This window comes from Bradyrhizobium genomosp. III, from assembly GCF_000261705.1.
Taxonomy (GTDB): domain Bacteria; phylum Pseudomonadota; class Alphaproteobacteria; order Rhizobiales; family Xanthobacteraceae; genus Bradyrhizobium; species Bradyrhizobium ottawaense.
Genome location: NZ_AJQF01000351.1, coordinates 1 through 22,027 on the forward strand (window position 1 = coordinate 1; position 22,027 = coordinate 22,027).

At 64.3% G+C, this 22,027-nt stretch carries 20 protein-coding genes; 11 read left to right on the top strand and 9 right to left on the bottom strand.

Features of this window, described 5'->3' with window-relative positions; translation table 11 throughout:
• On the bottom strand, nucleotides 1-1,651 hold a 1,651-nt coding region (locus tag IC66_RS0128080; protein WP_049806659.1), incomplete at its 3' end, for a DEAD/DEAH box helicase.
• Nucleotides 1,652-1,935: 284 nt separating this feature from the next.
• On the opposite strand from IC66_RS0128080, the gene IC66_RS0128085 reads away from it, so the two are divergent.
• Nucleotides 1,936-2,676, top strand: a complete 741-nt coding sequence (locus IC66_RS0128085) for a metallophosphoesterase family protein (protein WP_038949898.1) — start codon at nucleotides 1,936-1,938, stop codon at nucleotides 2,674-2,676.
• A 122-nt stretch (nucleotides 2,677-2,798) separates the two neighbouring features.
• Complete coding sequence (locus tag IC66_RS0128090) at nucleotides 2,799-3,152, top strand: cupin domain-containing protein (RefSeq protein ID WP_038949899.1); 354 nt, start codon at nucleotides 2,799-2,801, stop codon at nucleotides 3,150-3,152.
• 21 nt (nucleotides 3,153-3,173) lie between these two features.
• Here IC66_RS0128090 and IC66_RS0128095 read toward each other — a convergent pair whose 3' ends face one another.
• The 4 genes from IC66_RS0128095 to IC66_RS0128110 all read right to left on the bottom strand — a co-directional run bounded on the left by IC66_RS0128095 (nucleotide 3,174) and on the right by IC66_RS0128110 (nucleotide 5,967).
• Entirely contained in the window at nucleotides 3,174-3,686 is a 513-nt protein-coding gene (locus IC66_RS0128095) for a hypothetical protein (RefSeq protein WP_038949900.1), read from the bottom strand.
• Between the two features lie 108 nt (nucleotides 3,687-3,794).
• Nucleotides 3,795-4,223, bottom strand: coding sequence for a VOC family protein (locus IC66_RS0128100; RefSeq protein WP_038949901.1), 429 nt, complete (start codon nucleotides 4,221-4,223; stop codon nucleotides 3,795-3,797).
• 106 nt (nucleotides 4,224-4,329) lie between these two features.
• Nucleotides 4,330-4,812: a DUF5680 domain-containing protein gene (locus IC66_RS0128105; protein WP_028141136.1), complete on the bottom strand. Its 483-nt coding sequence runs from the start codon at nucleotides 4,810-4,812 to the stop codon at nucleotides 4,330-4,332.
• Nucleotides 4,813-4,815: 3 nt separating this feature from the next.
• Entirely contained in the window at nucleotides 4,816-5,967 is a 1,152-nt protein-coding gene (locus tag IC66_RS0128110; RefSeq protein WP_038949902.1) for a zinc-binding dehydrogenase, read from the bottom strand.
• A gap of 470 nt (nucleotides 5,968-6,437) precedes the next feature.
• Here IC66_RS0128110 and IC66_RS0128120 point away from each other — a divergent pair, with 470 nt between their 5' ends.
• The 3 genes from IC66_RS0128120 (at nucleotide 6,438) to IC66_RS0128135 (ending at nucleotide 9,380) form a co-directional block, all read left to right on the top strand.
• Nucleotides 6,438-7,679: an MFS transporter gene (locus tag IC66_RS0128120; RefSeq protein WP_038949904.1), complete on the top strand. Its 1,242-nt coding sequence runs from the start codon at nucleotides 6,438-6,440 to the stop codon at nucleotides 7,677-7,679.
• Between the two features lie 135 nt (nucleotides 7,680-7,814).
• A complete protein-coding gene (locus tag IC66_RS0128125) occupies nucleotides 7,815-8,426 on the top strand; it encodes a PilZ domain-containing protein (protein ID WP_026202686.1) in 612 nt (203 codons plus the stop codon).
• Nucleotides 8,427-8,756: 330 nt separating this feature from the next.
• Complete coding sequence (locus IC66_RS0128135; protein WP_028141141.1) at nucleotides 8,757-9,380, top strand: transglutaminase-like cysteine peptidase; 624 nt, start codon at nucleotides 8,757-8,759, stop codon at nucleotides 9,378-9,380.
• Between the two features lie 118 nt (nucleotides 9,381-9,498).
• Here the strand turns inward: IC66_RS0128135 and IC66_RS0128140 are convergent, their stop codons facing one another.
• From IC66_RS0128140 to IC66_RS0128155, 4 genes are all read right to left on the bottom strand, one after another.
• Nucleotides 9,499-11,256 carry a CYTH and CHAD domain-containing protein gene (locus tag IC66_RS0128140; protein WP_038949905.1) on the bottom strand — a complete coding sequence of 586 codons (1,758 nt, stop codon included), beginning with the start codon at nucleotides 11,254-11,256 and terminating at the stop codon, nucleotides 9,499-9,501.
• Between the two features lie 466 nt (nucleotides 11,257-11,722).
• Nucleotides 11,723-13,018, bottom strand: coding sequence for a metal-dependent hydrolase family protein (locus IC66_RS0128145; protein WP_244429183.1), 1,296 nt, complete (start codon nucleotides 13,016-13,018; stop codon nucleotides 11,723-11,725).
• Between the two features lie 301 nt (nucleotides 13,019-13,319).
• Nucleotides 13,320-14,867 (bottom strand): FAD-dependent oxidoreductase, encoded by a 1,548-nt coding sequence (locus IC66_RS0128150; RefSeq protein WP_028141144.1) that lies wholly within the window; start codon nucleotides 14,865-14,867, stop codon nucleotides 13,320-13,322.
• Nucleotides 14,868-15,276: 409 nt separating this feature from the next.
• Entirely contained in the window at nucleotides 15,277-15,984 is a 708-nt protein-coding gene (locus IC66_RS0128155) for a GntR family transcriptional regulator (protein ID WP_038949907.1), read from the bottom strand.
• Between the two features lie 270 nt (nucleotides 15,985-16,254).
• On the opposite strand from IC66_RS0128155, the gene IC66_RS0128160 reads away from it, so the two are divergent.
• From IC66_RS0128160 to IC66_RS0128185, 6 genes are all read left to right on the top strand, one after another.
• Nucleotides 16,255-17,241 (top strand): ABC transporter ATP-binding protein, encoded by a 987-nt coding sequence (locus tag IC66_RS0128160; RefSeq protein ID WP_038949908.1) that lies wholly within the window; start codon nucleotides 16,255-16,257, stop codon nucleotides 17,239-17,241.
• Nucleotides 17,242-17,283: 42 nt separating this feature from the next.
• Nucleotides 17,284-18,573 carry an ABC transporter substrate-binding protein gene (locus IC66_RS0128165; protein ID WP_026202682.1) on the top strand — a complete coding sequence of 430 codons (1,290 nt, stop codon included), beginning with the start codon at nucleotides 17,284-17,286 and terminating at the stop codon, nucleotides 18,571-18,573.
• 4 nt (nucleotides 18,574-18,577) lie between these two features.
• Nucleotides 18,578-19,537, top strand: coding sequence for an ABC transporter permease (locus IC66_RS0128170; RefSeq protein ID WP_038949909.1), 960 nt, complete (start codon nucleotides 18,578-18,580; stop codon nucleotides 19,535-19,537).
• A gap of 2 nt (nucleotides 19,538-19,539) precedes the next feature.
• Nucleotides 19,540-20,418: an ABC transporter permease gene (locus tag IC66_RS0128175; RefSeq protein WP_038949910.1), complete on the top strand. Its 879-nt coding sequence runs from the start codon at nucleotides 19,540-19,542 to the stop codon at nucleotides 20,416-20,418.
• A 37-nt stretch (nucleotides 20,419-20,455) separates the two neighbouring features.
• Nucleotides 20,456-21,187 carry an aspartate/glutamate racemase family protein gene (locus IC66_RS0128180; RefSeq protein WP_038949911.1) on the top strand — a complete coding sequence of 244 codons (732 nt, stop codon included), beginning with the start codon at nucleotides 20,456-20,458 and terminating at the stop codon, nucleotides 21,185-21,187.
• A 177-nt stretch (nucleotides 21,188-21,364) separates the two neighbouring features.
• Nucleotides 21,365-21,859, top strand: a complete 495-nt coding sequence (locus IC66_RS0128185) for a hypothetical protein (RefSeq protein WP_038949912.1) — start codon at nucleotides 21,365-21,367, stop codon at nucleotides 21,857-21,859.
• Nucleotides 21,860-22,027: the final 168 nt, after the last annotated feature.

Sequence of the window (22,027 nt, forward strand, 5' to 3'; positions counted from 1 at the left end):
TGTCCGGACGCTTGATCTTGACCGCGAAAGACTCCGCGACCCGCTCGGAAATCTCGAACTCGGTCGTGGTGTCCATGATCTTGATGGCGCCGATATCGCCCTTGTCGATGCCGCCGCGACGGCAGATCATCGGCAGCAGCCAACGCGCTTCCGCATTCTTGCGTCGTCCGATGTTGGCGCGGAACCAGACGCTGGCCTCTCCCATGCCGTGACGCGGCGAGGATTTGCCTGATTTCGATCGCGGCCCCGCAGGGCGATCGTCGCCGCGTGAGGTGCGGCCATCGTCGCGCGGCGTGCGAACATTGTCCCGACCGCGATCATCGCGCGGCCGGCCGCTGCGCTCGCCGGGATCGAGGATGTCCTCGGGCGACGGCAGCCGCGCGCGATAAAGCCGCGCCAAGGCAGCTGCGATATCCTCGGCCGACCGCTCGGCCAGCAGCGCCTGGGCGAGCACCAGATCGTCCGCCGTCGTCTCCTCGGTGAACAGCACGTCCTTCATGCGCTCATGGTCGAGCTTGCGGATTTCGTCCGCCTGCGGCGCCGTGCCCCAGTCGGCATCGACACCTGCGAGATTGAGCAGCAGCTCTGCGCGACGCCGGCGGGCGGGCGGCACCAGCAGGACGCTGGTCCCCTTGCGTCCGGCGCGCCCGGTTCGGCCCGAGCGGTGCTGCATCACCTCGGCGTCATTGGGCAGGTCGGCATGAATGACGAGGTCGAGGCTCGGCAGGTCGATACCGCGGGCGGCAACGTCGGTGGCGACGCAAACGCGCGCGCGGCCGTCACGCAGCGACTGCAACGCCATGGTCCGTTCGTTCTGCGTCAATTCACCCGACAGAGCGACGACGGAAAATCCGCGCTCCAGGAGCGCCGCCTGCAAATGCCTGACGTGATCGCGCGTGCTGCAAAACACCAGCGCGCTCGGCGCCTCGTAGAAGCGCAGCACGTTGACGACCGCATGCTCGGCATCGGCGGGTGCGATCCGGATGGCGCGGTACTCGATATCGGCATGACCGCCTTCGTCGCCGGCGACTTCGATCCGGAACGCCTGCCGCTGATATTGCTTGGCGAGCGCGACGATGCCGCGCGGAAAGGTCGCCGAGAACAGCAGGGTGCGGCGCGTCTCCGGCGTGGTCTCGAGGATGAACTCCATGTCCTCGCGAAAGCCGAGATTGAGCATCTCGTCGGCCTCGTCGAGGACGACCGCTTTCAATTCCGAGATGTCGAGACGGCCGCGGCGCAAATGATCGCACAGCCGGCCGGGCGTACCGACGACGATGTGAGCGCCCGCGGCAAGCTCGCGCTGCTCGCGGCGCGGATCCATGCCGCCGACGCAGGAGACGACGCGCGTCTCCGCATGCTGGTAGATCCAGGCGAGTTCGCGCTGAACCTGCATCGCGAGCTCGCGGGTCGGCGCCACGATCAGGGCGAGCGGAGCGGCCGCCCGCTCGAACCGCTCGGCATCGCCGAGCAGATCCTTGGCCATGGCGAGGCCATAAGCGAGGGTCTTGCCGGAGCCGGTCTGGGCCGAAACCAGGAGGTCGCGGCCGGCGGCTTCGTCCGCGAGCACGGCGAGCTGAACGGGGGTCGGTGAATCATAGTTCCGCTCGGCCAAAGCGCGGGCGAGCGGCGGGGTCAGGGCCGGAAAAGACACGGGATGGAGAACCTTGGTTAATTCAGGCGCGCAAACGGTGAGCCGAGGGGCCTGAGCTCGCGTGCGCGGCAAACGGCCCGGCCGCACGCTGGATTTGATCTGGGTGCTCTTTACGCCAAGAGTTCGGAAATCACCATGCCAATGATGCATGGCTTCGCGAAAAGAGCCGCGCCTCAGAGGTTGCAGCGGATTTTTGCGGCCACCTTGATTAACATCGGCGCAACGGGGTCCGGCGGCAAGGCAAATGGGCCGAGATCGAACCGAGTTAGAGGGGGAGCGCAACGATGCGATTGGCAGTCATTTCCGACATCCACGGCAATCTTGCTGCGTTGGAGGCCGTGCTGGCCGACATCAAGGCGCGCGGCGTCGATCGCACCGTGAACCTCGGCGACTGCGTCACCAGCCCTTTGTGGCCGAAAGAGACTTTCGAGGCCCTGCAATCGCTGGCGTTGCCGACCGTGCGCGGAAACCATGACCGCTGGATCGAGGAGTTTCCGGACGACAAGCTCTCGCCGGCAGGCCTGTTTGCGCGTCGCGCATTGACTGCGGAGCAACGACGCGCGCTCCATGGCCTGCCCTCGCAAATTCGTCTCGACGACGGGATCCTCGCCTGCCACGGCACGCCCGACAACGATACGGCGTGCCTGCTGGAAGAATCGCTCGACGACGGCCGCTTTGTGCCGGCACGCCGCGAGGTGCTGGCGACGCGCCTCGCAAGCGAGCCGACGGCGCGCGTGGTGCTGTGTGGCCATAGCCACCGCCAGGCCGCGGTTCAGGGACCGGGCGACTGCCTGGTTCTCAATCCGGGAAGCGTTGGTTGCCCCGTCTTCGCGGACATTCCGTATGCCGCAAACCTGGAGCACCGCTCGCCTCACGCCCGCTATGCGATCCTCACGAAAAAAAAGAGGGGCTGGCAGGTCGAGCTGCTGGCCCTCGAATATGATTGGGACGTCGCATCGGCGCGCGCGCTGGCCAACAACCGCCCCGAATGGGCGCAGGCCATGTTGACCGGATGCGTCAAATAGCAGGCTGTGGCAAGATCTCGGACCGCATCGGTACGGCAAGATCGACCGGTCAACGAGGACGGTCTTGTCGCACCCGCCCCGCGATCCCAAATCGTGCCTCACGAGAGAGCAACGGAGAAAACATGACAGGTAGCATATCGCTGGCCGACAAGCTCGCGACCTTTGAGGATCATTGGTCGCCGCGCACGGTCACGACCTTCAACGATTGCGACGTGATGGTGGTGAAGGTGAAGGGCGAGTTCACCTGGCACAAGCACGAGGACACCGATGATTTCTTTCTGGTCCTGAAAGGCAATCTGGACATCGAGTTGCGGGATCGCACAGTAACGCTTGGTCCGGGCGAACTCTACGTCGTGCCCAAAGGCGTCGAGCATCGTCCAGTGGCGCGCGAGGAGGTTCATCTCCTGCTCATCGAGCCGACCGGCACACCAAACACCGGGGACAAGGCAACCGCAGCAAAGCGCAAGCTCGCATAGCGCGCAGCGCGCCTGCGCGGTCTAATCCCTGGAGGCCGCCAGTCCGCTGAAGCCGCCGACCAGCCTGGCTCTCACACGCGCAACAGCGTCCTTGACCGCACGGGCCAGCGCCCGGATGGCGCGCCAGGCTTCGGTCGCCTGCAGCCACGCCTTCGCCCCGGCGTATTTTCCGTAAGCCCAGGCAAAGGCGCGAATTCGCATCAGCTTGTCGCGTGTGAGATGAAACAAGCGCTCGACCAGCACCAGCTTGAGCAATTCGCCGGCAATGAACGTTACCGCGCCGCTCAGGAACTGACCGGTTGCGGTGAGATAAGCAGCGACCGGCTTGACCGGCTCCAGAACGATGACGGGCACGGAGAACAGAGCGAGCGACGCATAAGGCGACAGCGATCTGATCCAGGCGCGCAAACGCCTGAATTCGAAATGCCGTCCGACCCAGCGCGCTATTGGCCGCGCCACGGCCATGAAGACAGCATCCACCACGAAGTAGATGGCAGCTAGCACGTAAGTGACGGGTTTCAGGATTCGCTTCACGATCGCTCTCCTGGGAACTGAAAGCCGCAACCTGGACCTAAGTTTCACCGCGGCGTGAATAAGTCGGGGATTTCCGGTGGAACTTTTCGGGCGACGGGACGGTAACCGCTAAATCTCGGCATAGATCTCCAGAAGATTGCCGTCGGGGTCGCGGAAGAACAGCGTGCGATGCCCGAACGACTGGTTGGTCGGCGGCGACACCAGCGCGACACCCTGCCGAACGAGTTCGTCGGCGCATGCATCGACCTCGGCCGCGGAGACCTTGAACGCCAGCTGCAGCGAAGCACTGCCCGGCGGCGTCGGCGCATCGGCGGCGGTTCGGCTCGGTCGCGCCAGCGCCAGCGTGTTGCTGCCCAAGCCAAACTCGATCCAGTTCGGCGACAGCTCGCGCAGCAGGGGAAAGGCGAGGATGTTCTCATAGAAGCGGCGCATCGCCGCCATGTCGCGCACGAAGATGACGGTGTAGTCGATCGCGCGGATGGCGTTGAAGGGGGAGGAGGCGCGTGGGGTTCGGTCGGGTGTCTGTTCGTTTGTCATCGCGTCCTTCATTCCGTAATTCCGTCTCGTTGCCCGCATGGAGCAAAACGGAAAGCAGGGCCGGTGTCCCCGGATGTCGCTTCGCTCGTCCGGGCTACGGGATCGTCTATCGCAGCAAGCCGCCACTGAAGCGCAGCTCATACAACTGCGTGCCATCCTGCCGCGCAATCGTCTCGACCCCATGAAAACGATCGAGCGCGCCTTCGACCTCGTTGCGGTAGAGCATCCCCGCCTGTTCGAACCGGCGCGGTCCGCGGTATGGCTGCTCGACGCTCACAGCCAGCAGCGCGTGACGCAGGAATTTGTAGATCGCGAGGAAAGTGTCCCGGTCCGTGATCTCGGCACGGGCGCCACCGCTGTAACTCATCGACCAGATGACGCGGTCGTCCCGGGAGACGGTCTCCTGCCCGACGAAAAATCCCATCCCGAAATAGATATCGCGATAAGCGTAAGGCGGCGCGCGATGCTCGAGCTGTTTTGAGCCGGCGAGCAGCGGCGCGGCCACCGTCGCGTCGTCGTCGAGGCCGGCATAGGTGCGCCGCTTGGCCTCGACCAGGAACGCCGCGAGATCGTGCGGGATCGACGGCATCTTCTATTCCACCAATTCGGGCCACGGCACGATGGTCGACTTCACCGTCTTCATCGCCATGGCGTCCTTCACCGCCTGCGCGACGCCTTCCTCCGTGAACGGATAGATCGTCTGCATCTTCAGCCAGGGATATTTGCCCGCCGTGCGATAGAGCATGTCGACGCCGAGCGGCAGGTCATTGCCGGTGAAGCCCCAGGACCCGAGCACGTTGAGGTCCTTGGTGCAGATGCGGTGCCACGAGGTGTCGATCGAGCCGGCATCGGTGAACTGGCCCATCTCGACATAGGTGCCGCCGTCGCGCAGCATCTCGATGCCTTCGGGGCCGGCGATGGGGTGCCCCGAGCAGTCCATCACCAGATCAGCCCCGAAGCCGCCGACGATCTCGCGCACACGCGCGATGCGCTCCTGCGGCGATCTGATCTCCTCGATGTTGACGGTCGCCTCCGCGCCGAACTCGCGCGCCAGCTTGAGCCGCGGCTCCTCGGGCGCACCGACGCAGATCACGCGCCCTGCCCCCATCTCCTTCGCAGCCGCGACCGCCAGAATGCCGATCGGGCCCGATCCCTGGATCACCACCGTGTCGCCCCAGGAAAAACCACCGGCGCGGCTGGCGCGGTTGAAGGCGCGGATGCAGGAGGTCAACGGCTCGGAGAGAGCACCGAGGCGCAGCGACATGTCGTCGGGCAATTTGTAGATCTTGGTGCCCGGCAGCATCTCGAGATCGACATAGACATATTCGGCCCAGCCGCCCCACATGTGCGGCGCCTTGTCGAAGCCGAGATAACGGCCGTAATAGACCGGCGTCAGGCATTTGTTCGCGGTCTGCGGATAATGGATGCAGTAATAGCAATGGCCGCAGGGCATCAGCGGCGGGATCATCACTTTTGATCCGACCTTGAGCGGCTTGCTCATGAAGTCCTCGGTGAACTCCTCGCCGCATTCGACGATGACACCGCCGAGCTCGTGGCCGAGCGTGAACGGCCAGGGCAGCGGCTTCGGCCAATGTCCCTTGAGGATATGCAGATCAGTGCCGCAGACCCCGCAGGCGCCGACCTTGATCAGCGCGGCCTTGCGGCCGACCTTCGGCCACGGCACGGTGCGGATGACGGGCTCTGAGCCCGGCCCTGCATGGGTGCAGACGCGAATGGATTCCATGGCTATTTCCTCGATGCCCGTCTGTTATGATTGATTGGCGCGGGCTGAGGCGAAGCGTATGTGAGATGTACGCGCGTGCCAAGATGCAGGAATTCGTGGCCCTCATGAGCGACTTGTCCGCCGTAGCTCGGAGAGCGAAGGCGGAAGCGACATGCGGGATCAGCGGCCCCGGATATCGCTGCGCTCATGCGGGCTACGGGGCTGCTACAACCTCAGCCGTCATCCTGAGGTGCGAGACCTGCGGCGCGTAGCGCCCCGCGGGGAGCCTCGAAGGATGGCTCCGGGAGCTTGCGGCTCATCCTTCGAGGCGCGCAAGAGCGCGCACCTCCAGCGACAACCGCTTCGCGGTTGCGCAGGGATGATGATTGAGTGTGCTGCGACAGTGCATGGCTGATCTTCGTGAGCGTCCAAGTCTTGAGCGCATACCTGCGACCGTGTAGGGACGAATTGAACCCCACCCAGGTGCCCCCTTGAACCCCCTCCCCCAAAATCCCGTCGCTGCGTCCGGCTCGTTCGCGGCGATGAAGTCGGTGCCGTACCGGCTGCAGTTCACCGCCTATGTGCTGGCGATGATGGCCGACAACATCGAGCATGTGATCAGCTATTGGGTGGTGTTCCAGAAATTCCATTCGCCGGCGCTGGCGGGTTTTGCCGTGCTGTCGCACTGGCTGCCGTTCCTGCTGTTCTCGGTCGCCGTCGGCGGGCTTGCCGACCGGTTCGATCCGCGCCGCATCATCCAGTGCGGCATGCTGCTGTTCATCGTGGCATCGAGCGGATGGGGTTTCTTCTTCATCACCGACACGATCCAGATGTGGCACGCGATGCTGCTGCTGGTGATCCACGGCTGCGCCGGCGTGCTGTGGCAGACGCCGAACCAACTGCTGCTCTACGACCTCGTCGGCCCCGCCGACCTGCCGAGCGCGGTGCGGCTGAACGCGATGGCGCGCTATCTCGGCATCCTGGTCGGGCCTGCCGTCGGCGGAATCATCATGCTGACGCTCGGCACCTCGCACGGCATCATCTTCAACACGCTGTTCTATCTGCCGATGCTGCTCTGGCTGTTCTGGGCGCCTGTGCGCGACAACAGCGTGGCGGTGCGGCGCTTTGCCGTGCGCGGCATTGCCGACATCGTGCTGACCATCCGCGCCATCGGCACCCAGCCGACCCTGACGTCGATGACCTGGCTTGCCGGCCTCACCTCCTTCATGATCGGCAATGCCTACCACGCCCAGATGCCGGGCTATGCCGGCGATCTCGGTCATGGCGATCCCGGCGTCTCCTACAGCGTGCTGCTCGCGGCGGATGCGGCCGGCGCGGTGCTCGCCGCTATCGCGCTGGAATCCTGGGGACGGCTCAAGGGCACGCCGCGCACCGCGATCATGCTGGCGATGCTCTGGAGCGCGGCGCTGCTCGGCTTCGCCACGGTGCGGATCTATCCGGTTGCGATCGTGCTGCTGTTCTGCGCCGGCTTCTTCGAGCTATCGTTCAATACCATGGCGCAGGCCCTGGTGCAGGTGAATGCCCCGCACGACATTCGCGGCCGCGTCGTCGGTCTTTATAATATGGCGGGGCTCGGGATGCGGGCGTTCAGCGGCATCACCGTCGGGCTGTTTGGCGCGGCGATCGGCATTCACTGGTCGCTCGGGCTGTCCGCCGCGGTGCTGCTGGCGCTGCTGCTCCTGCTGCAGCGGCGGGCGACGAGGCCGGCGTGAGCACCCCTCCGGGTGTGGCTTTCCGAACGCATTGTGTCTGTCCGTTGCCGCCGCGCCCGATCCTAACGCGGCATTAACCCTATGCACCTTAGGGTCGTCCCGGACTCCGCCCGGGCGGGGGGTCGGGTGTTGAAAATGGCGTTGGCGAACAAAAAATTTCTTCCTGCCGCCGAAGAGCGTCGGCGTTTCCAGCGGGTGAAGGTGCACCTGCTCGGCCGCTACATGCTGCCGGACCGCCGCGAATTCCCCTGCCAGGTGATCAACATGTCGCCGGGCGGCCTGGCGCTGCTCGCCCCCGGCATCGGCAATGTCGGCGACCGCGTCGTCGCCTATCTCGACCATATCGGTCGCGTCGAGGGCAAGATCACCCGCATCATCGACAATGGCTTCGCCATGACGATCGGGGCGACGCCCCGAAAGCGCGACAAGCTGGCGGCGCAGCTGACCTGGCTCGCCAACCGCGACATCCTCAATCTGCCGGAGGACCGCCGCCACGACCGTATCGTGCCGCGCAACCCGATCGCGGTGCTGACGCTCGAGGACGGCACCAAGATGACCTGCCGCATCATCGACCTTTCCTTGTCCGGTGCCGCCATTGCCGCGGAGAACCGGCCGCCGCTGAAATCGACGGTCATGCTCGGCCGGGTCCAGGGCCGCGTGGTCCGAAACCTCGAAGACGGCTTCGCGCTGGAGTTCGTCCACGCGCAGCCGATCGAGACACTCGAAGAGAGCGTTACCGCGCGGTAAAGCGCAAGGACGCCAAAACCCCTGTATTTTCAGCCCTGAAGGCGGCCTCCGCAATGCGGACGCCGCCTTTTTCATGCGTGATGGCCGACCTCGCGCCGGTTAACGCGCGGCCCGTTTGGAGTGGAAACGGCCGTTCCGCCAGCGTTTCCGCGTTAATCGATAAAATTTGAATCAATTGCAGTTGTTTCAAATTTTATGAGAATTAGATTCAAGTATAGATCGAATTCGCCGCGCCTTTTACTTGTATTCGTCTCGACTTGACTTGGTTGACTTAGCGGCAACTCAAAAGCTCCGTGCGAAATGTGGTCCCAACAAGAAACGGGGGCCGCAATGTTTGACTTCAAGGGACAGGGGAAAGGGCTGGCGCTGGCTGCCATGCTCTTCGGGATCAGCGCGGCAGCGCAGGCCGGCGAGAGCCGTCTGCTTTACGCAAGCCTCGGTGACACCACGCGTGCGCCGATCGGCTGGGTCGAGTTCTGCGCGGACAATACCGCCCAGTGCCAGGGCACGCCGGCACAGCCGCGCGACATCGTGATGTCGCAGGCCGCATGGCGTGACCTCGTCAAGGTCAATCGCTGGGTCAACGAGACCGTCAAGCCTTTGACCGACCAGGAGCACTGGGGCGTGATCGAGAAATGGTCGCTGCCGACCGACGGTTACGGCGACTGCGAAGACTACGTGTTGTTGAAGCGCAAGATGCTGATCGATGCCGGATGGCCGCGCCAGGCCCTGCTGATCACCGTCGTGCGCGACAAGAAGGGCGAAGGACACGCGGTGCTGACGGTGAAGACCGACAAGGGCGAGTTCGTTCTCGACAATCAGAACGAGAACGTCGTTGCCTGGACGGAGACCGGTTACCGCTTCGTCAAGCGCCAGTCGCAGAGCGATCCCAACGTCTGGGTTTCGCTCGGCGATACCAAGCCGGCGGTCTCCACCGCCAGCGCCAGAGATTGAGAACGAGACAAGGAGTTACGCGGCCCGGTCACATCCCCACCCCTCCCCGTCCCAGACCGGTTCGCGCGCGGCCAGCCATCCCCCAATGGCTGGCCGCAACTTTTGGGGGGATGCGTGATCAGTCCTGTGAGGACCAAGGCACGCGCGCGGCGGTGAAATCGCGCCAGGTGCCTTGCAAGGCCGGCTTGATGCCGATCGATGCACGCGCCTGCCAGCCGGCGATCGCAGCGCCGGCGATGGCGCTGTCGGGATCGGCTCCGAGCCCGTCGAGCAGCGAAGCCGTGACCGCCATGTCGTTGTAGGCGCCGAGCTCCTCCTGCAAACCGGCCAGCCTGCGGGCAAATTTCCTCGCGGACTTGCGATCGGAAAACAGCGGCAACAGGAACTCGCTGAGATAACGCAGCCGTTTGGTCGCGAGCCGCACCCGGTGCAGCTCGTCCATCGTGAGCGACTTGAAGCGGCGGCCGCGCTTGAGCACCTTGGCGTATTGCTCCGACAGAATGCGCTGGGCGAAGTTGACGGCGGGGTCGGCGAGCCGGCCGAGATCTTCGGCGGCGACGTCGTTGCGCCAGCCCCGTGTCTCGATCCAGTTGCCGAGGCCGATCAGGAACATGGCGCAGCGGCGATCGTCGAGCGCCTGATGCGCCTTGCGATAGGCGTCGGACTGGCGCTCGGCCGCAGCCCGGCCGAGCGCATCGAAGCCGGCGATTGAAGGGCAAGCCTTCGCGATCGTCGGCAGGGTCTCGAGCTGGAACACATCCCAGTCGCGTGCGGCGGACAGGTCTTGCGCCAGCCAGCGCGCTTCCGACCTCAATGCGTCGAGATTGCTGAGCGCGCCGACCGAGCGCATCAGGTCGAGCGCCGATCGAATCCGGCGCAGCGAGACACGCAGCTGATGCACGCCTTCCGGATTGCGCCCATCCTCGGCCGCCGGCAGCGACTGAAGCAGATGAAGGAAGCAGGAGCGCAGGATCGTCGCGAAGGCTTCGTCGAGCGTCACCGACGGATCGAGGCGAAGTTTTCGCGGGCGTCGTGCCGAGGGCGGCACGCCTGCGGCAAGGTCGAAGCCGCGCGCCGACTTGCTGCGGATGGACGGCTTCACCGCGCCGTGCTCCGCAAGCCGCAACGCGACCTCGTAGATCGTGCTCGCGCTGCCGCTCTTGAGCTCCAGCTCGATCTCGCTTACCGGCAGCGATCGATCACTCGCCGTGAGCACGCCCTGGTCGAAGGCGATCTCGACCGTGCCGGACGGCAGGTCGATCATCCGCGCGTGGCGATGGACATCGGCGGTGAAGATAGCTTCGAGCGGCTGCGCTTCGAGATGGCTGCGAAGCTTCTCTGGAATGAACGGCATCGCCAGAGCGAGATCGGGCGCAAGCGAGGCCACGCTCGCCTCCCACTCGCCGCGGCGCAGCGGATCGTCCGCCACGTCGGTCTTCACGGTCTGCACGAAGCGCGCGCCGCTCTGGCGAACGCGCAGGCTCAGGCCGTTGCGCCGAAGCATCCGATCGGGCGTATCATAGTAGACGGATTTGAGGTGTTTTCGCGAGCCCTTGTTGCGCGCATTCGCCGCAATGACCGGCGCGGCGTTGAAATGCGCCATGCGATCGGCATCGACGAGCAGCTTGAGCTCGATCTCGCCGGGGTGCGCGGCAAGGCTCGACCGAGTTGGTTCCGGAGCAGGCGGGGCATCTTGCGATGGCGTCTGATCACTCACAGCGCCCTCGACGATCGCAGGTTCCGCGCCGGGCTCGGCCGGTTCAATCTGCCTGAGGAAGCCGGCGACGACTTGCGTCCTGTTGTTGTCCTTCGGGACAGGATTCCCGTCCGGCGCACTCGGGGTTTTGCGAGCCGGGGTTGCGTCTGATTTCAGCATTTACGGTGACATGACAGTTCAATGACAGAGCGACAGCATATAGCGGGAGCGGCCCGCGAGGAATAGTCACGTTATGCAGCAGTGCGTGATCATCGACACGACGTGCCAGACGCAGGAATCCGGCAACGCTTGTCACAATCCGGCGTGCCAATAGAAGCTAAACTGCCCTGAGCGCAGCAAATGATCGATTCGACGAGCGAAATTCGCTGCTCTCGAAACCGAAATGAACGCGCCAGCGAGTTTGACTCATGCTAGCCGAGAAATTCTTTCTGGTTCTGGAGACGCTGAGAAGCCATGCCCCCGATGACAGGCCTGCAATTGTGACAAGCCCTGGGCGGCCTGCCGCGGTTCCGGAGATCGCGGCCGGTTCGCGGCGCAACAGGCCGGTTGCGGACGATCGCCCCTAGGAGCGATCCCGCCACCTATGTCTGGCAGGCACGCAAGACGTGATCGACGCGCGCGCTTGTCAGCGTACGAGGATGTTCTTGTAGACCTTGCCGCCCTTCATGATCACCACAAAATTCTTCGCGGGATCTTCGACGAGCTTGATGTTGTCGAGCGGATTGCCGTCGACCAGCAGGAGATCGGCGAACGCGCCCTCCTCGACCACGCCGAGCTTGCCCGGATAGGGATTTCGCGGACCCGACAGGCTCAGCAATTCGGCATTGGCCGACGTCGCCATCGCCAACGCTTCGGCCGATGTGTACCAGCGCGTGAGTGCGGCCAGCATGGCGCCCTGTCGATCCGCCAGCGCCTGCGAGAACAGGACGTCGGTGCCCCACGCGGTCTTGATGCCGTACTTCTTCGCGAGCGCATAGACGCGGTCGGTTCCGGCAACCACCTGTTTCATCTTGTCCTGCTCGGCGGGGCCGAGCGCGGCGGCACCGGAGATATCCAGGAACGGTTGCGTGCTCAACCAGATCCCCTTCTCCGCAATCAGCTTGGCGCTCGCCTCGTCCATGAGATGACCATGCTCGATGCATCTGACGCCGGCTGCGACCGAGCGCTGGATCGCGACCGGCGTATAGGCGTGCGTAGCAACATAGGTGCCCCAATTGTCGGCGGCTTCGACCGCCGCGCGCAGCTCGGGCTCGGTGAAGGTGGAGACGTCGAGCGGACTGAAGGGCGATGCAACGCCGCCGCCTGCGGTGAGCTTGACCTGCGAGGCCCCCTGCATGAGCTGCTCGCGCGCACGCACACGCACCTCATCCGGACTGTCGGCCACCATGCTGCCGCCGATCCGCTCCATGCGGCTCAGCATGCCGCCGATCGTTCGCGGCAGATCGGAGAGCTGGCGGAAGTCGCCGTGCCCGCTGGTGATGGTGATCATGGCGCCGGAGGGATAGATGCGCGGGCCGGCGACCAGGTCCTCGTCGATGGCCTGCTTGAGGCCGAAGCTCGGCCCGCCCATGTCGCGCACGGTGGTGAAGCCGCGCATCAGCGTGGCCGTCGCCTCGCTGGCGGCGAGCAGGTTGTTGTAGCCGACATCGCCCGCGAGCACGGCCATCGGCGTCGGGCGCACCAGCATCGCGTGCCAATGCGCATCGATCAGTCCCGGCATCAGGACACGGCCGCCGCCGTCGACCACCTGACCGGCGGCCGCGATGTCCGCGGTCGAAATCTTCTCGATCTTCCCATTTCTGACGAGGACGTTGGACGCGGCTGACAGCGCGGCGCTCTTGCCGTCGAATATCCGGACGTTGCGAAACAGGACGACGGAGTCCTGCTGGGCCTTCGCCGAGGAGGCGCTGCCGAGGATCATTGCAACGGCCGCAAGCAGCGTGGCGATTCCGGACACTCTGGCCGGCATCCTCAAACCCGACATGGCCGGCCTCCGCTGAGGTGCAGGGCTACGCGAGGGGTGATGGCAGGCACGCAACGTCTCGGCGCCAGTTGACGCCGACGTCTGGCCTCCGTCAACTGGCCACCACAGCGGCAAATATGCAGTCCTGCCATCTACATTGATGAGAGGTCGCCGCGATCGGCTCCAATTTGAATCAAACAGATATTGCCGTGTGCGAAATCAGGGACCGCGCCCAGCGCGTCCGCAAGGACTGCACGCCTCACTCTGCGGCTTCAAGATTGGCGGGTTTGTCGATGTCGCCGAGCGGAGACACCGCAGGGCCGTTCAGCGCGGTGCCATCAGGAGCGAATTGCGAGCCGTGACACGGGCAATCCCAACATTGCTCGAGCGCATTCCAGTGCACGACGCAGCCGAGATGGGTGCAGCTTGCCGAATGCAGATGCAAATGTCCGTTCCGGTCCCGGCACGCCGCGATCTTCTTCAGGCCGCTCCGGACGAGGCGCCCCTCCCCGGGGCGCAGACGTTCGACGCCCGCGATCTCGCTCGCCGTCAGATACTCCGCGAAATTCTTCAGCGGCGTGATGTTCTCGCTGATGAACTCGCCGATGTTTTTCTGAATCTTGCGTGCCGGGGCGTAGACTTCCTCCCACGGGCTCGCCCCGGTCATGACGAGATCTGCAATCAGCATGCCCGCCACCAGCCCGTTCGTGATGCCCTGTCCGGAGTCACCACTGACGATGAAGAGATGCTCCTCGCCGGGGCTGCGGCCAATGAAGCCGACGAAATCGCTCGGCTCCAGCACCTGACCTGACCATCGGTGAGTGACCCCGCGCAGCGCCGGCAATCGCTCGCGCGCCCAGCGCTCGAGCGCGGCAAGGCGCTGTGCGCCGTCGTCCGCTTCACCGGATTTGTGATCTTCGCCGCCGATGATGACGAGATCCTCCTCCGCAGAGAGCGGCTGAAGCCTGACATAGTGATAGGGATCGAGCGTGTCCCAATACAGCGCATCCTTGAGCGCGCCGGCCGGGATTTTGGCGGCGAGCGCATAAGTGCGGTAAGGCGCCTGCTTGGTATGGATCGCGACCTGCACATTGACCGGCGAGTTCGTCGCGACGACCACGTCGGCGGCGCGGACCTCGTAGCCCGAGCCGGTCGTCACGATCATGTCGCCACGCGCTTGACGGATGCTTTCAACGCAGGTGTCGGCGTAGAGCTGCGCCCCGCGGCGCTGAAGTGCGCCGGCCAGTCCGGCAAGATATCTGGTCGGGTGCAGGCGCGCCTGGCGGGCAAAGCGCAACGAGCGCACCAGACCTCCAGAATGGAATACGGTCGGCTCGGCGCAATTTTCGACGGGAATCCCGAGCTTGCGACAGCAATCCAATTCTGTATCCAGCTCGGATGCGGGCGTTTCGGGCGCCTGCACCCAGTAGCCGTCGACACGCCGAAAATCACAATCGATGTGCTCATCGCGCTGAATGGCCTCGGCGCGGGCGATTGCGGCTTCGACGCTCTGATAATAGTGCCGCGCACAATCTGGGCCGCGGACCCTGACCAATTCGCCGTAGCCATCGTCGAGCGCCGTCGCTAGATGCGCCGTGGTGCGCGCCGTCATCCCGCTACCAATGCCGCCGCGATCGAGCACCGCGACGGAGCGTCCATGGCAGGCCAGTTCATAAGCCACGGACAGCCCGGCTATTCCAGAGCCGATGATAACGACGTCCACGGCCACGGTGCGCGACAGCGCGGGGGCATCCGCGACCGAAACATCCATCCAGAGCGATCGCGTGTACTCGTCCCGTACGTTCATGACGCTGCTCCTTCGAAAAGAACAACGATGCGGCAGAATGTGGGTTCCTGCCCACCCTGCGCAGCGCAAACGCCATCGAAAGTCCCGGCGCTGATTAGGAACCTTCGTCGCGCTCGCGCTTGAACCGGCATGAAAGATCCATCACCCGGGATGCGCAGGGCATTACGTCATGCCCAACTGTACGGTCACTTGCTCGTCCGAAATGACAGGCTGTATTACCCGGGAGGTAACCATCCCATCTGCTCGGTGCAGCTTGCACGGGAGATGGTCAGGTCAGGATGGATGACAAAGCGAGGCGGCGACTACGAGATCACCCCCGACGGGCAGCTCGCCGCAGAACGCGAACTCAGCCACTGACGCGGGATCGCAGCTCTCGGCGGCGATTCCCGGCGCTTGCGATCGATGCGGATCAGACGCCCAGCACGTCCGCGAGCCGCAGCTCGTCGGCGGCGGGGTCCTTGAGGAACAGCTCGTCCTCGATCTCGGTCAGATGCGAGAGCATCTGCGCGCGCGCAGCCTGCTTGTCGCGCTTGCGGATCGCGGCGACGATGCCGGCGTGATGATCGGTGCCGCAAGCGGGCGTGTCGTGGCGGCGGTACAGCAGGATGATGAGCGAGGAGCGCGCGATCAGCTCCTTGAGGAAGCCGAGATAGATGCTGTGGCCGCTCATCTCGGCGACAAGCTTGTGAAACTCACCGGAAAGCCGAACCGAGGCGCGCGCGTCGCCGCGCAGCTCGGCCTCGCGCTCCTCGGTGAGATGTTGCTGGAGACGATCGAGCCAGGCCGGCGACATCGCGTCGATGGCATGATCGACGATGGTGGGCTCGATCAGGCGCCGCGCCTCGAACACCTCGCGGGCATCGGCGGGCGTGGGGCGCGCGACGAACGCGCCGCGGTTCTTCTCGATGTTGACGATGCCCTCATGCGCAAGTTGCTGCAGCGCGGTGCGGACCAGGGTGCGGCTCGCGCCGTAGATCTCGCCGATCTCGTCCTCGCCGAGCTTCGTGCCCGGCAGCAGGCGATGCTCGAGGATCGCGGCGGTCACGCCCTCCCGGATGCGGCTGACGCGATCGTTCGCGTCTGGCGCGTCGGATTTGGGGCGGGTCTTGGCGGCCATTGGTTCGAGAGTTGGGCTTGAGGGCTCGGTCGACGACGTTCGCTTTTGAATGTTAGTCGACGACCTGTATCCAATCACAGGCGAAACTTTATACAATCTTCGCCTATTTTGTGTGCAAATGACCGTGCAGGCGGCGGGCAGCCCGGATGCACCGGATTCGATCTAACGATCTGACTCCGCTGCACAGTTTTGAGAAATCGGCGGACCGAAGCTGGTTGGCACGGACCTTGCGGAGAGAGGCCGGAAGCACCGCCCCTCCCCGGACACGCCATGGCCACTCCCGCCGCTCTCGAACTGGTCGCCGTCACCAAGCGCTACGACACGACGCTGGCGGTCGACACCGTCAATTTGAAGATCCCGGCCGGCACCTATTGCTGCCTGCTCGGCCCGTCCGGCTGCGGCAAGACCTCGACCCTGCGGATGATCGCGGGCCACGAGGCGGTCAGCGGGGGCGACATCATCCTCGGCGCGCAGAACGTCACCGACCTGCCGCCGGCCGAGCGCGGCACCGCGATGATGTTCCAGTCCTACGCGCTGTTTCCGCATCTCAGCGTGATCGACAATGTCGCCTTCGCCCTGAAGATGCGCGGCGTCGACAAGCCGACGCGGCACAAGCGCGCCGGCGAACTGCTCGAGCTGGTCGCGATGAGCCAATATGCGGGCCGTCTCCCGGCACAGCTCTCCGGCGGCCAGCAGCAGCGAGTCGCACTCGCCCGCGCGCTGATCACCGAGCCGCAGATCCTCCTGCTCGACGAACCGCTCTCCGCGCTCGATCCGTTCCTGCGGGTGAAGATGCGCGGTGAATTGAAGCGGCTGCAGCGCGAGCTCGGCATCAGCTTCATCCAGGTCACCCACGGCCAGGAAGAGGCGATGGCGCTCGCCGACCACATCGTGGTGATGAACCACGGCCGGATCGAGCAGCAGGGCACCGCGCGCGACATCTTCCACCATCCCCGCACCGAATTCGTGGCGCGCTTCATCGGCGGCCACAACGTGCTCAGCGACGCCGGCAAGCTGATCGCCGTGCGCGCCGATCAGCTCGGCATCGCGCCGTTCGCTGACGGCGTGTTCGGCGCACCGGCGCGGCTGACCCAGACCGAGTACCAGGGCTCCTACATCGCCGTCTCGCTGACGCTCGACGACGGCACCGCCCTGTTCTCCCACGTTCCCGAAGCCACTTTCGACGTCCACCCGTTCCGTCCGGGCGATCGCGTGCTGGCCACCTGGGATCCCGCCAAGGCGCAACGCCTGCAATAGCGCCGATCGATCACTGGAATGCGCAACAGAGGAGTGACTGACATGAGCGAGACCACCAGGACAAAGGGCGTCAGCCGCCGCACGCTGCTCAAGGGCACCGCCAGTCTGGCCGGCCTTGCCGCCGGCTCCGGCGCCATCACCGGCTTTCCCTATGTGAAGTCGGCCGAGACCAAGGTGCTGCGCTATCTCGGCACCGCCGTGAACGAGGGCGACGACATCTCCAAGCAGTGCCTGAAAGACACCGGCATCAAGATCGAATACATCACCGCGACCACCGACGACGTCACCAAGCGCGTGATGACCCAGCCGAACTCCTTCGACGTGCTGGACACCGAATATTTCTCGCTGAAGAAGATCGTGCCGTCGGGCAACATCCTTGCGCTCGACGCCAGGAAGATCAAACAGTTCGACAACATCACGCCTGTCTTCACCAAGGGCGAGACGCCCGGTGGCAAGAAGATCGGCGGCCAGGGCACCGCGCCCTGGAAGGTCCTCTATCTCGAAGGCAAGGACTCCAAGAAGTTCGCGACGTCGGCGACTGAATTCGTCACGCTGATTCCAACGGTCTACAACGCCGACACGCTGGGCATCCGCCCCGATCTGATCAAGCGTCCGATCAGCTCCTGGTCCGAGCTGCTCAACCCCGAATTCAAGGGCAAGGCCTCGATCCTCAACATCCCCTCGATCGGCATCATGGACGCCGCGATGGTCGTGGAAGCCACCGGCAAGTACAAATATGCCGACAAGGGCAACATGACCAAGGAAGAGATCGATCTCACCATGAAGGTGATGACCGAGGCCAAGAAGGCGGGCCAGTTCCGCGCGTTCTGGAAAGACTTCAACGAGAGCGTCAACCTGATGGCATCAGGGGAAACCGTGATCCAGTCGATGTGGTCGCCGGCAGTCACCAAGGTCCGCTCGATGGGCATTGCCTGCACCTTCCAGCCGCTGAAGGAAGGCTATCGCTCCTGGGCCTCGGGCTTCTGCGTCTCCAAGGGCGTCTCGGGCGCGAAGCTCGAATGGGCCTATGAGTTCGTGAACTGGTTTCTGTCAGGCTATGCCGGCGCCTATCTCAATCGCCAGGGCTACTACTCCGCCGTGCTCTCCACCGCGAAGGCGCATATGGAGCCCTACGAGTGGGCGTACTGGATGGAAGGCAAGCCGGCCGAGAAGGACATCAAGGCACCCGACGGCTCGCTGCTCGAAAAGGCGGGCGCCGTGCGTGACGGCGGCTCCTATGAGGACCGCATGGGCGGCGTCGCCTGCTGGAACGCGGTGATGGACGAGAACGACTACATGGTCCGCAAGTGGAACGAGTTCATCGCAGCGTGATTTGATGGACACGTCAGAGGACATCCTGCAACAGGCATCCCCGGACCTCGCCCGGGGACCCGACACCGCGCGCGCCGCAAAGGCCGCGCGGTTGTCGCCGTCCTTCATCTCCTGGCTCCAGGCCGGGCCGATGATGCTGGTGTTTCTCGCCTTCTTTCTCATTCCGCTGGTCTTCGTCGTCATCGTCTCGTTCTGGGACTACAACGAATACCAGTTGCTGCCGGCGTTCTCCGGCCGCGGTTACACCGACACGTTCGAAGGCTGCATCGCGCAGCTGCCCGATCTCTGCACGATCGGCAAGACTTATGTGAAGACGCTGAAGCTCTGCTTCCTGGTCTGGGCGATCACGCTGTTCATCGGCTTCTGGGTCGCCTATTTCCTCGCCTTCCACGTCAAGTCCAAGACCTGGCAGATGGGATTGTCGCTGCTCTGCACGATCCCGTTCTGGACCTCCAACGTGATCCGCATGATCGCCTGGATCCCGCTGCTCGGGCGCAACGGCCTCGTCAATTCGGGCCTCGTCAAGACCGGCCTGATCAACCACCCGCTGGAATGGCTGCTGTTCTCCGAATTCTCGGTGGTGCTGGCGCTGGTGCACCTCTTCACCTTCTTCATGGTGGTGCCGATCTTCAATTCGATGATCCGCATCGACAAGTCGCTGATCGAGGCCGCCTATGACGCCGGCGCGACCGGATTCCAGACGCTGGTCAACGTCATCATCCCGCTGGCAAAGCCGGGCATCGTCATCGGCTCGATCTTCGTCATCACCATCGTGATGGGCGACTTCATCACCATCGGCGTGATGGGCGGCCAGCAGATCGCAGCTGCCGGCAAGATCATCGAGACGCGGGTCAACGCGCTGCAATTCCCGGCCGCTGCGGCCAACGCCGTGATCCTGCTCGCGATCACCTTCCTGATCATCACCATGATGTCGCGCATCGTCGACATCAAGAAGGAGCTCTGAGCATGAAGGAAGGACGCCCGCGCTCTTTCTACATCCTCGCGATCTTCTTCGCGGCCTATGTGCTGTTCCTCTACGGCCCGATGATCGCGATCTACGTGCTGTCGTTCCAGGGGCCGCAGGGCGGCCTCACCTTCCCGATGAATGGCGTGTCGACCTTCTGGATCGCAAAATTGTTCCAGGGCACCGGCATCGTCGATCTCGGCGCGGCCTTCCGCCGCTCGCTATTGCTCGGCATCATCGTGATGATCGTCACCGTCGTGCTGTCGGTCGCCGCCGGCATGGCCTTCCGCAGGAAGTTCAGGGCGCAGAGCATTCTGTTCTATTCGGCGATCGCCAGCCTGATCGTGCCTTCGATCATCACCTCGCTCGGCATCTCCCTTGAATTTCGCATCATCGACGATCTGATCAAGGCGCATTGGAACGAGAATTTCGAGACCTCGATGGGCCTGCTCACATCGGGTCTCGGCGCACACCTGACGTGGACGTTGCCGTTCGGCCTTCTGATCATGTTCGCGATCTTCAACCGCTTCGATCCCCGCCTCGAGGAAGCCGCGCGCGATCTCGGGGCGACGCCGTGGCAGACGTTCCGCCATGTCGTGCTGCCGATCATCCTGCCTTCCGTAATTGGCATCGGCCTGTTCGGCTTCACGCTATCCTGGGACGAACTCGCCCGCTCCAGCCAGGCGATCGGGGCGGTGAATACGCTGCCGCTCGATCTGCAGGGCCTGACCACCACGGTGACGAATCCCGACATCTATGCGCTCGGCACAGTGATCTCGGCTGTCTCGTTCACGGTGATCACGCTTGCGCTCGGCACCATCCACATGCTCAACAAGCGGCAGGCGGCCAAGGGTTCGGACGCCGGCAAAGGCCTTGTCTGAGAAGGGACTTGTCTGCGAAGGGACTCGTCTGATCGAAATGCGACTGCACATCGTCAATCCCAACACCACTGCTACGATGACGGCGAAGATCGCCGCTGCAGCGCGCAGCGTCGCCCTGCCCGGCACGGTGATCGATGCGCGGCAGCCGACAATGGGCCCGGTCTCGATCGAGGGATTTTACGACGAAGCCTTCGCCGTGCCCGGCATGCTCGGCTGCATCCGCGAGGCCGACCGCGATGGTGCGGAGGCCCACATCATCGCCTGCTTCGACGACACCGGCTTGGATGCCGCCCGCGCCATCGCGAAGGCGCCGGTGATCGGCATTGGAGAGGCCGGCTTCCACATGGCGAGCCTGATCGCCGCGCGCTTTGCCGTGGTGACGACGCTCGGTGTCTCCATCGTGCCGATCGAACATAATCTCAAGAAGTACGGCCTCGCCGAACGCTGCACCCGCGTCCGCGCCGCCGAGGTCCCGGTGCTTGCGCTCGAGGAGCGCAACACGGACGCGCTCGCAAAGATCTCCACGGAGATCACGGCCGCGATCCGCGACGACCGGGCGGAAGCCATCGTGCTCGGCTGCGCCGGCATGGCCGATCTCGCCGCTGAGCTCGCCACCACCCATGGCCTGCCCGTGATCGACGGCGTCGCTGCTGCGGTGACGCTGGCGGAATCACTGGTGCGGCTGGGCCTGAAGACCTCCCGCCTCGGGCCCTACGCGGCACCGCGCGCGAAGACCTATTCCGGGCCGTTTGCGCCGTTTCAACCTTGATTCCCGCGCCAGGGCGGAGCCTTGGAAGCCGCAAGACCCGCTGATTCCTGGTTTTTTGGCCCTTAGCCTCTTTTTGGTCCCATTCCTTGCGGAAACGTAACACTTTCGGGACGCCCCGGCGACCTCTGGTTGCCGGTCTTCGCCACTCACCAAGTTTCAATTTGGGTTTTGTCAGCGATGATCGATCTCGCCCAGGACACACCGTCGAACCCCCTGCTTCGCCTTGGCGCCCAGCCCATCGCGCTGACCGCCGCTGCGCTGCTGCTCCTGATCGCGGGGGTGACCTCGATCGCGATCTGGCGGGCCTATACCGGCGCCGCACCTGAAGCTGACCGGGTGGTGGCATCGCGGCAGCTCCAGGCCCGTACGGCCCAGGCCTCCGAGCAGCTGGTCGAGAAGACCAAGGGGCTGGAGGCGACCCAGCAGGAATCGATTGACCAGCTCCAGGTCGTGCAGGACCAACTCCAGACGATGAAGCGGCTGATGGCGGCGCAGCAGGCCGACACCAAGCGCCTGTCCGAACAGGTCGCATCGCTGAACGAGTCCATCGACAGCTTGCGGCAGTCGTTTGCCAGCGCACGGGCGACCGAGGTTGAAACGCCCTCGGTTACCCGCAGGAAACCGGCGCGGCACCGTGTCCACGCCAGTGCGCGAAAGCGCTCGCGCGGCTAACTCCCACCACGCCCCGTGGAACTTTATTTTCGCCACTTGTGAACTGGATCACATTCGGCCGTATGATTCCGCGCGATGGTCGCCCTTACCGGATGGCGTGAGCCGATTTCAATGTCCGGGGCTGGCAAGGTCGTTGACGGTATACTGCGTCAACGGCCTTGTTTTTTG

Bases quoted from the DNA above. Each gene is read 5' to 3' on its own strand.
- IC66_RS0128150 (WP_028141144.1), bottom strand. From the start codon at position 14,867: ATGAACGTACGGGACGAGTACACGCGATCGCTCTGGATGGATGTTTCG.
- IC66_RS0128110 (WP_038949902.1), bottom strand. From the start codon at position 5,967: ATGGAATCCATTCGCGTCTGCACCCATGCAGGGCCGGGCTCAGAGCCC.
- IC66_RS0128185 (WP_038949912.1), top strand. From the start codon at position 21,365: ATGATCGATCTCGCCCAGGACACACCGTCGAACCCCCTGCTTCGCCTT.
- IC66_RS0128180 (WP_038949911.1), top strand. From the start codon at position 20,456: ATGCGACTGCACATCGTCAATCCCAACACCACTGCTACGATGACGGCG.
- IC66_RS0128125 (WP_026202686.1), top strand. From the start codon at position 7,815: ATGGCGTTGGCGAACAAAAAATTTCTTCCTGCCGCCGAAGAGCGTCGG.
- IC66_RS0128135 (WP_028141141.1), top strand. From the start codon at position 8,757: ATGTTTGACTTCAAGGGACAGGGGAAAGGGCTGGCGCTGGCTGCCATG.
- IC66_RS0128175 (WP_038949910.1), top strand. From the start codon at position 19,540: ATGAAGGAAGGACGCCCGCGCTCTTTCTACATCCTCGCGATCTTCTTC.
- IC66_RS0128140 (WP_038949905.1), bottom strand. From the start codon at position 11,256: ATGCTGAAATCAGACGCAACCCCGGCTCGCAAAACCCCGAGTGCGCCG.
- IC66_RS0128085 (WP_038949898.1), top strand. From the start codon at position 1,936: ATGCGATTGGCAGTCATTTCCGACATCCACGGCAATCTTGCTGCGTTG.
- IC66_RS0128155 (WP_038949907.1), bottom strand. From the start codon at position 15,984: ATGGCCGCCAAGACCCGCCCCAAATCCGACGCGCCAGACGCGAACGAT.
- IC66_RS0128165 (WP_026202682.1), top strand. From the start codon at position 17,284: ATGAGCGAGACCACCAGGACAAAGGGCGTCAGCCGCCGCACGCTGCTC.
- IC66_RS0128105 (WP_028141136.1), bottom strand. From the start codon at position 4,812: ATGCCGTCGATCCCGCACGATCTCGCGGCGTTCCTGGTCGAGGCCAAG.
- IC66_RS0128170 (WP_038949909.1), top strand. From the start codon at position 18,578: ATGGACACGTCAGAGGACATCCTGCAACAGGCATCCCCGGACCTCGCC.
- IC66_RS0128100 (WP_038949901.1), bottom strand. From the start codon at position 4,223: ATGACAAACGAACAGACACCCGACCGAACCCCACGCGCCTCCTCCCCC.
- IC66_RS0128145 (WP_244429183.1), bottom strand. From the start codon at position 13,018: ATGATCCTCGGCAGCGCCTCCTCGGCGAAGGCCCAGCAGGACTCCGTC.
- IC66_RS0128160 (WP_038949908.1), top strand. From the start codon at position 16,255: ATGGCCACTCCCGCCGCTCTCGAACTGGTCGCCGTCACCAAGCGCTAC.
- IC66_RS0128090 (WP_038949899.1), top strand. From the start codon at position 2,799: ATGACAGGTAGCATATCGCTGGCCGACAAGCTCGCGACCTTTGAGGAT.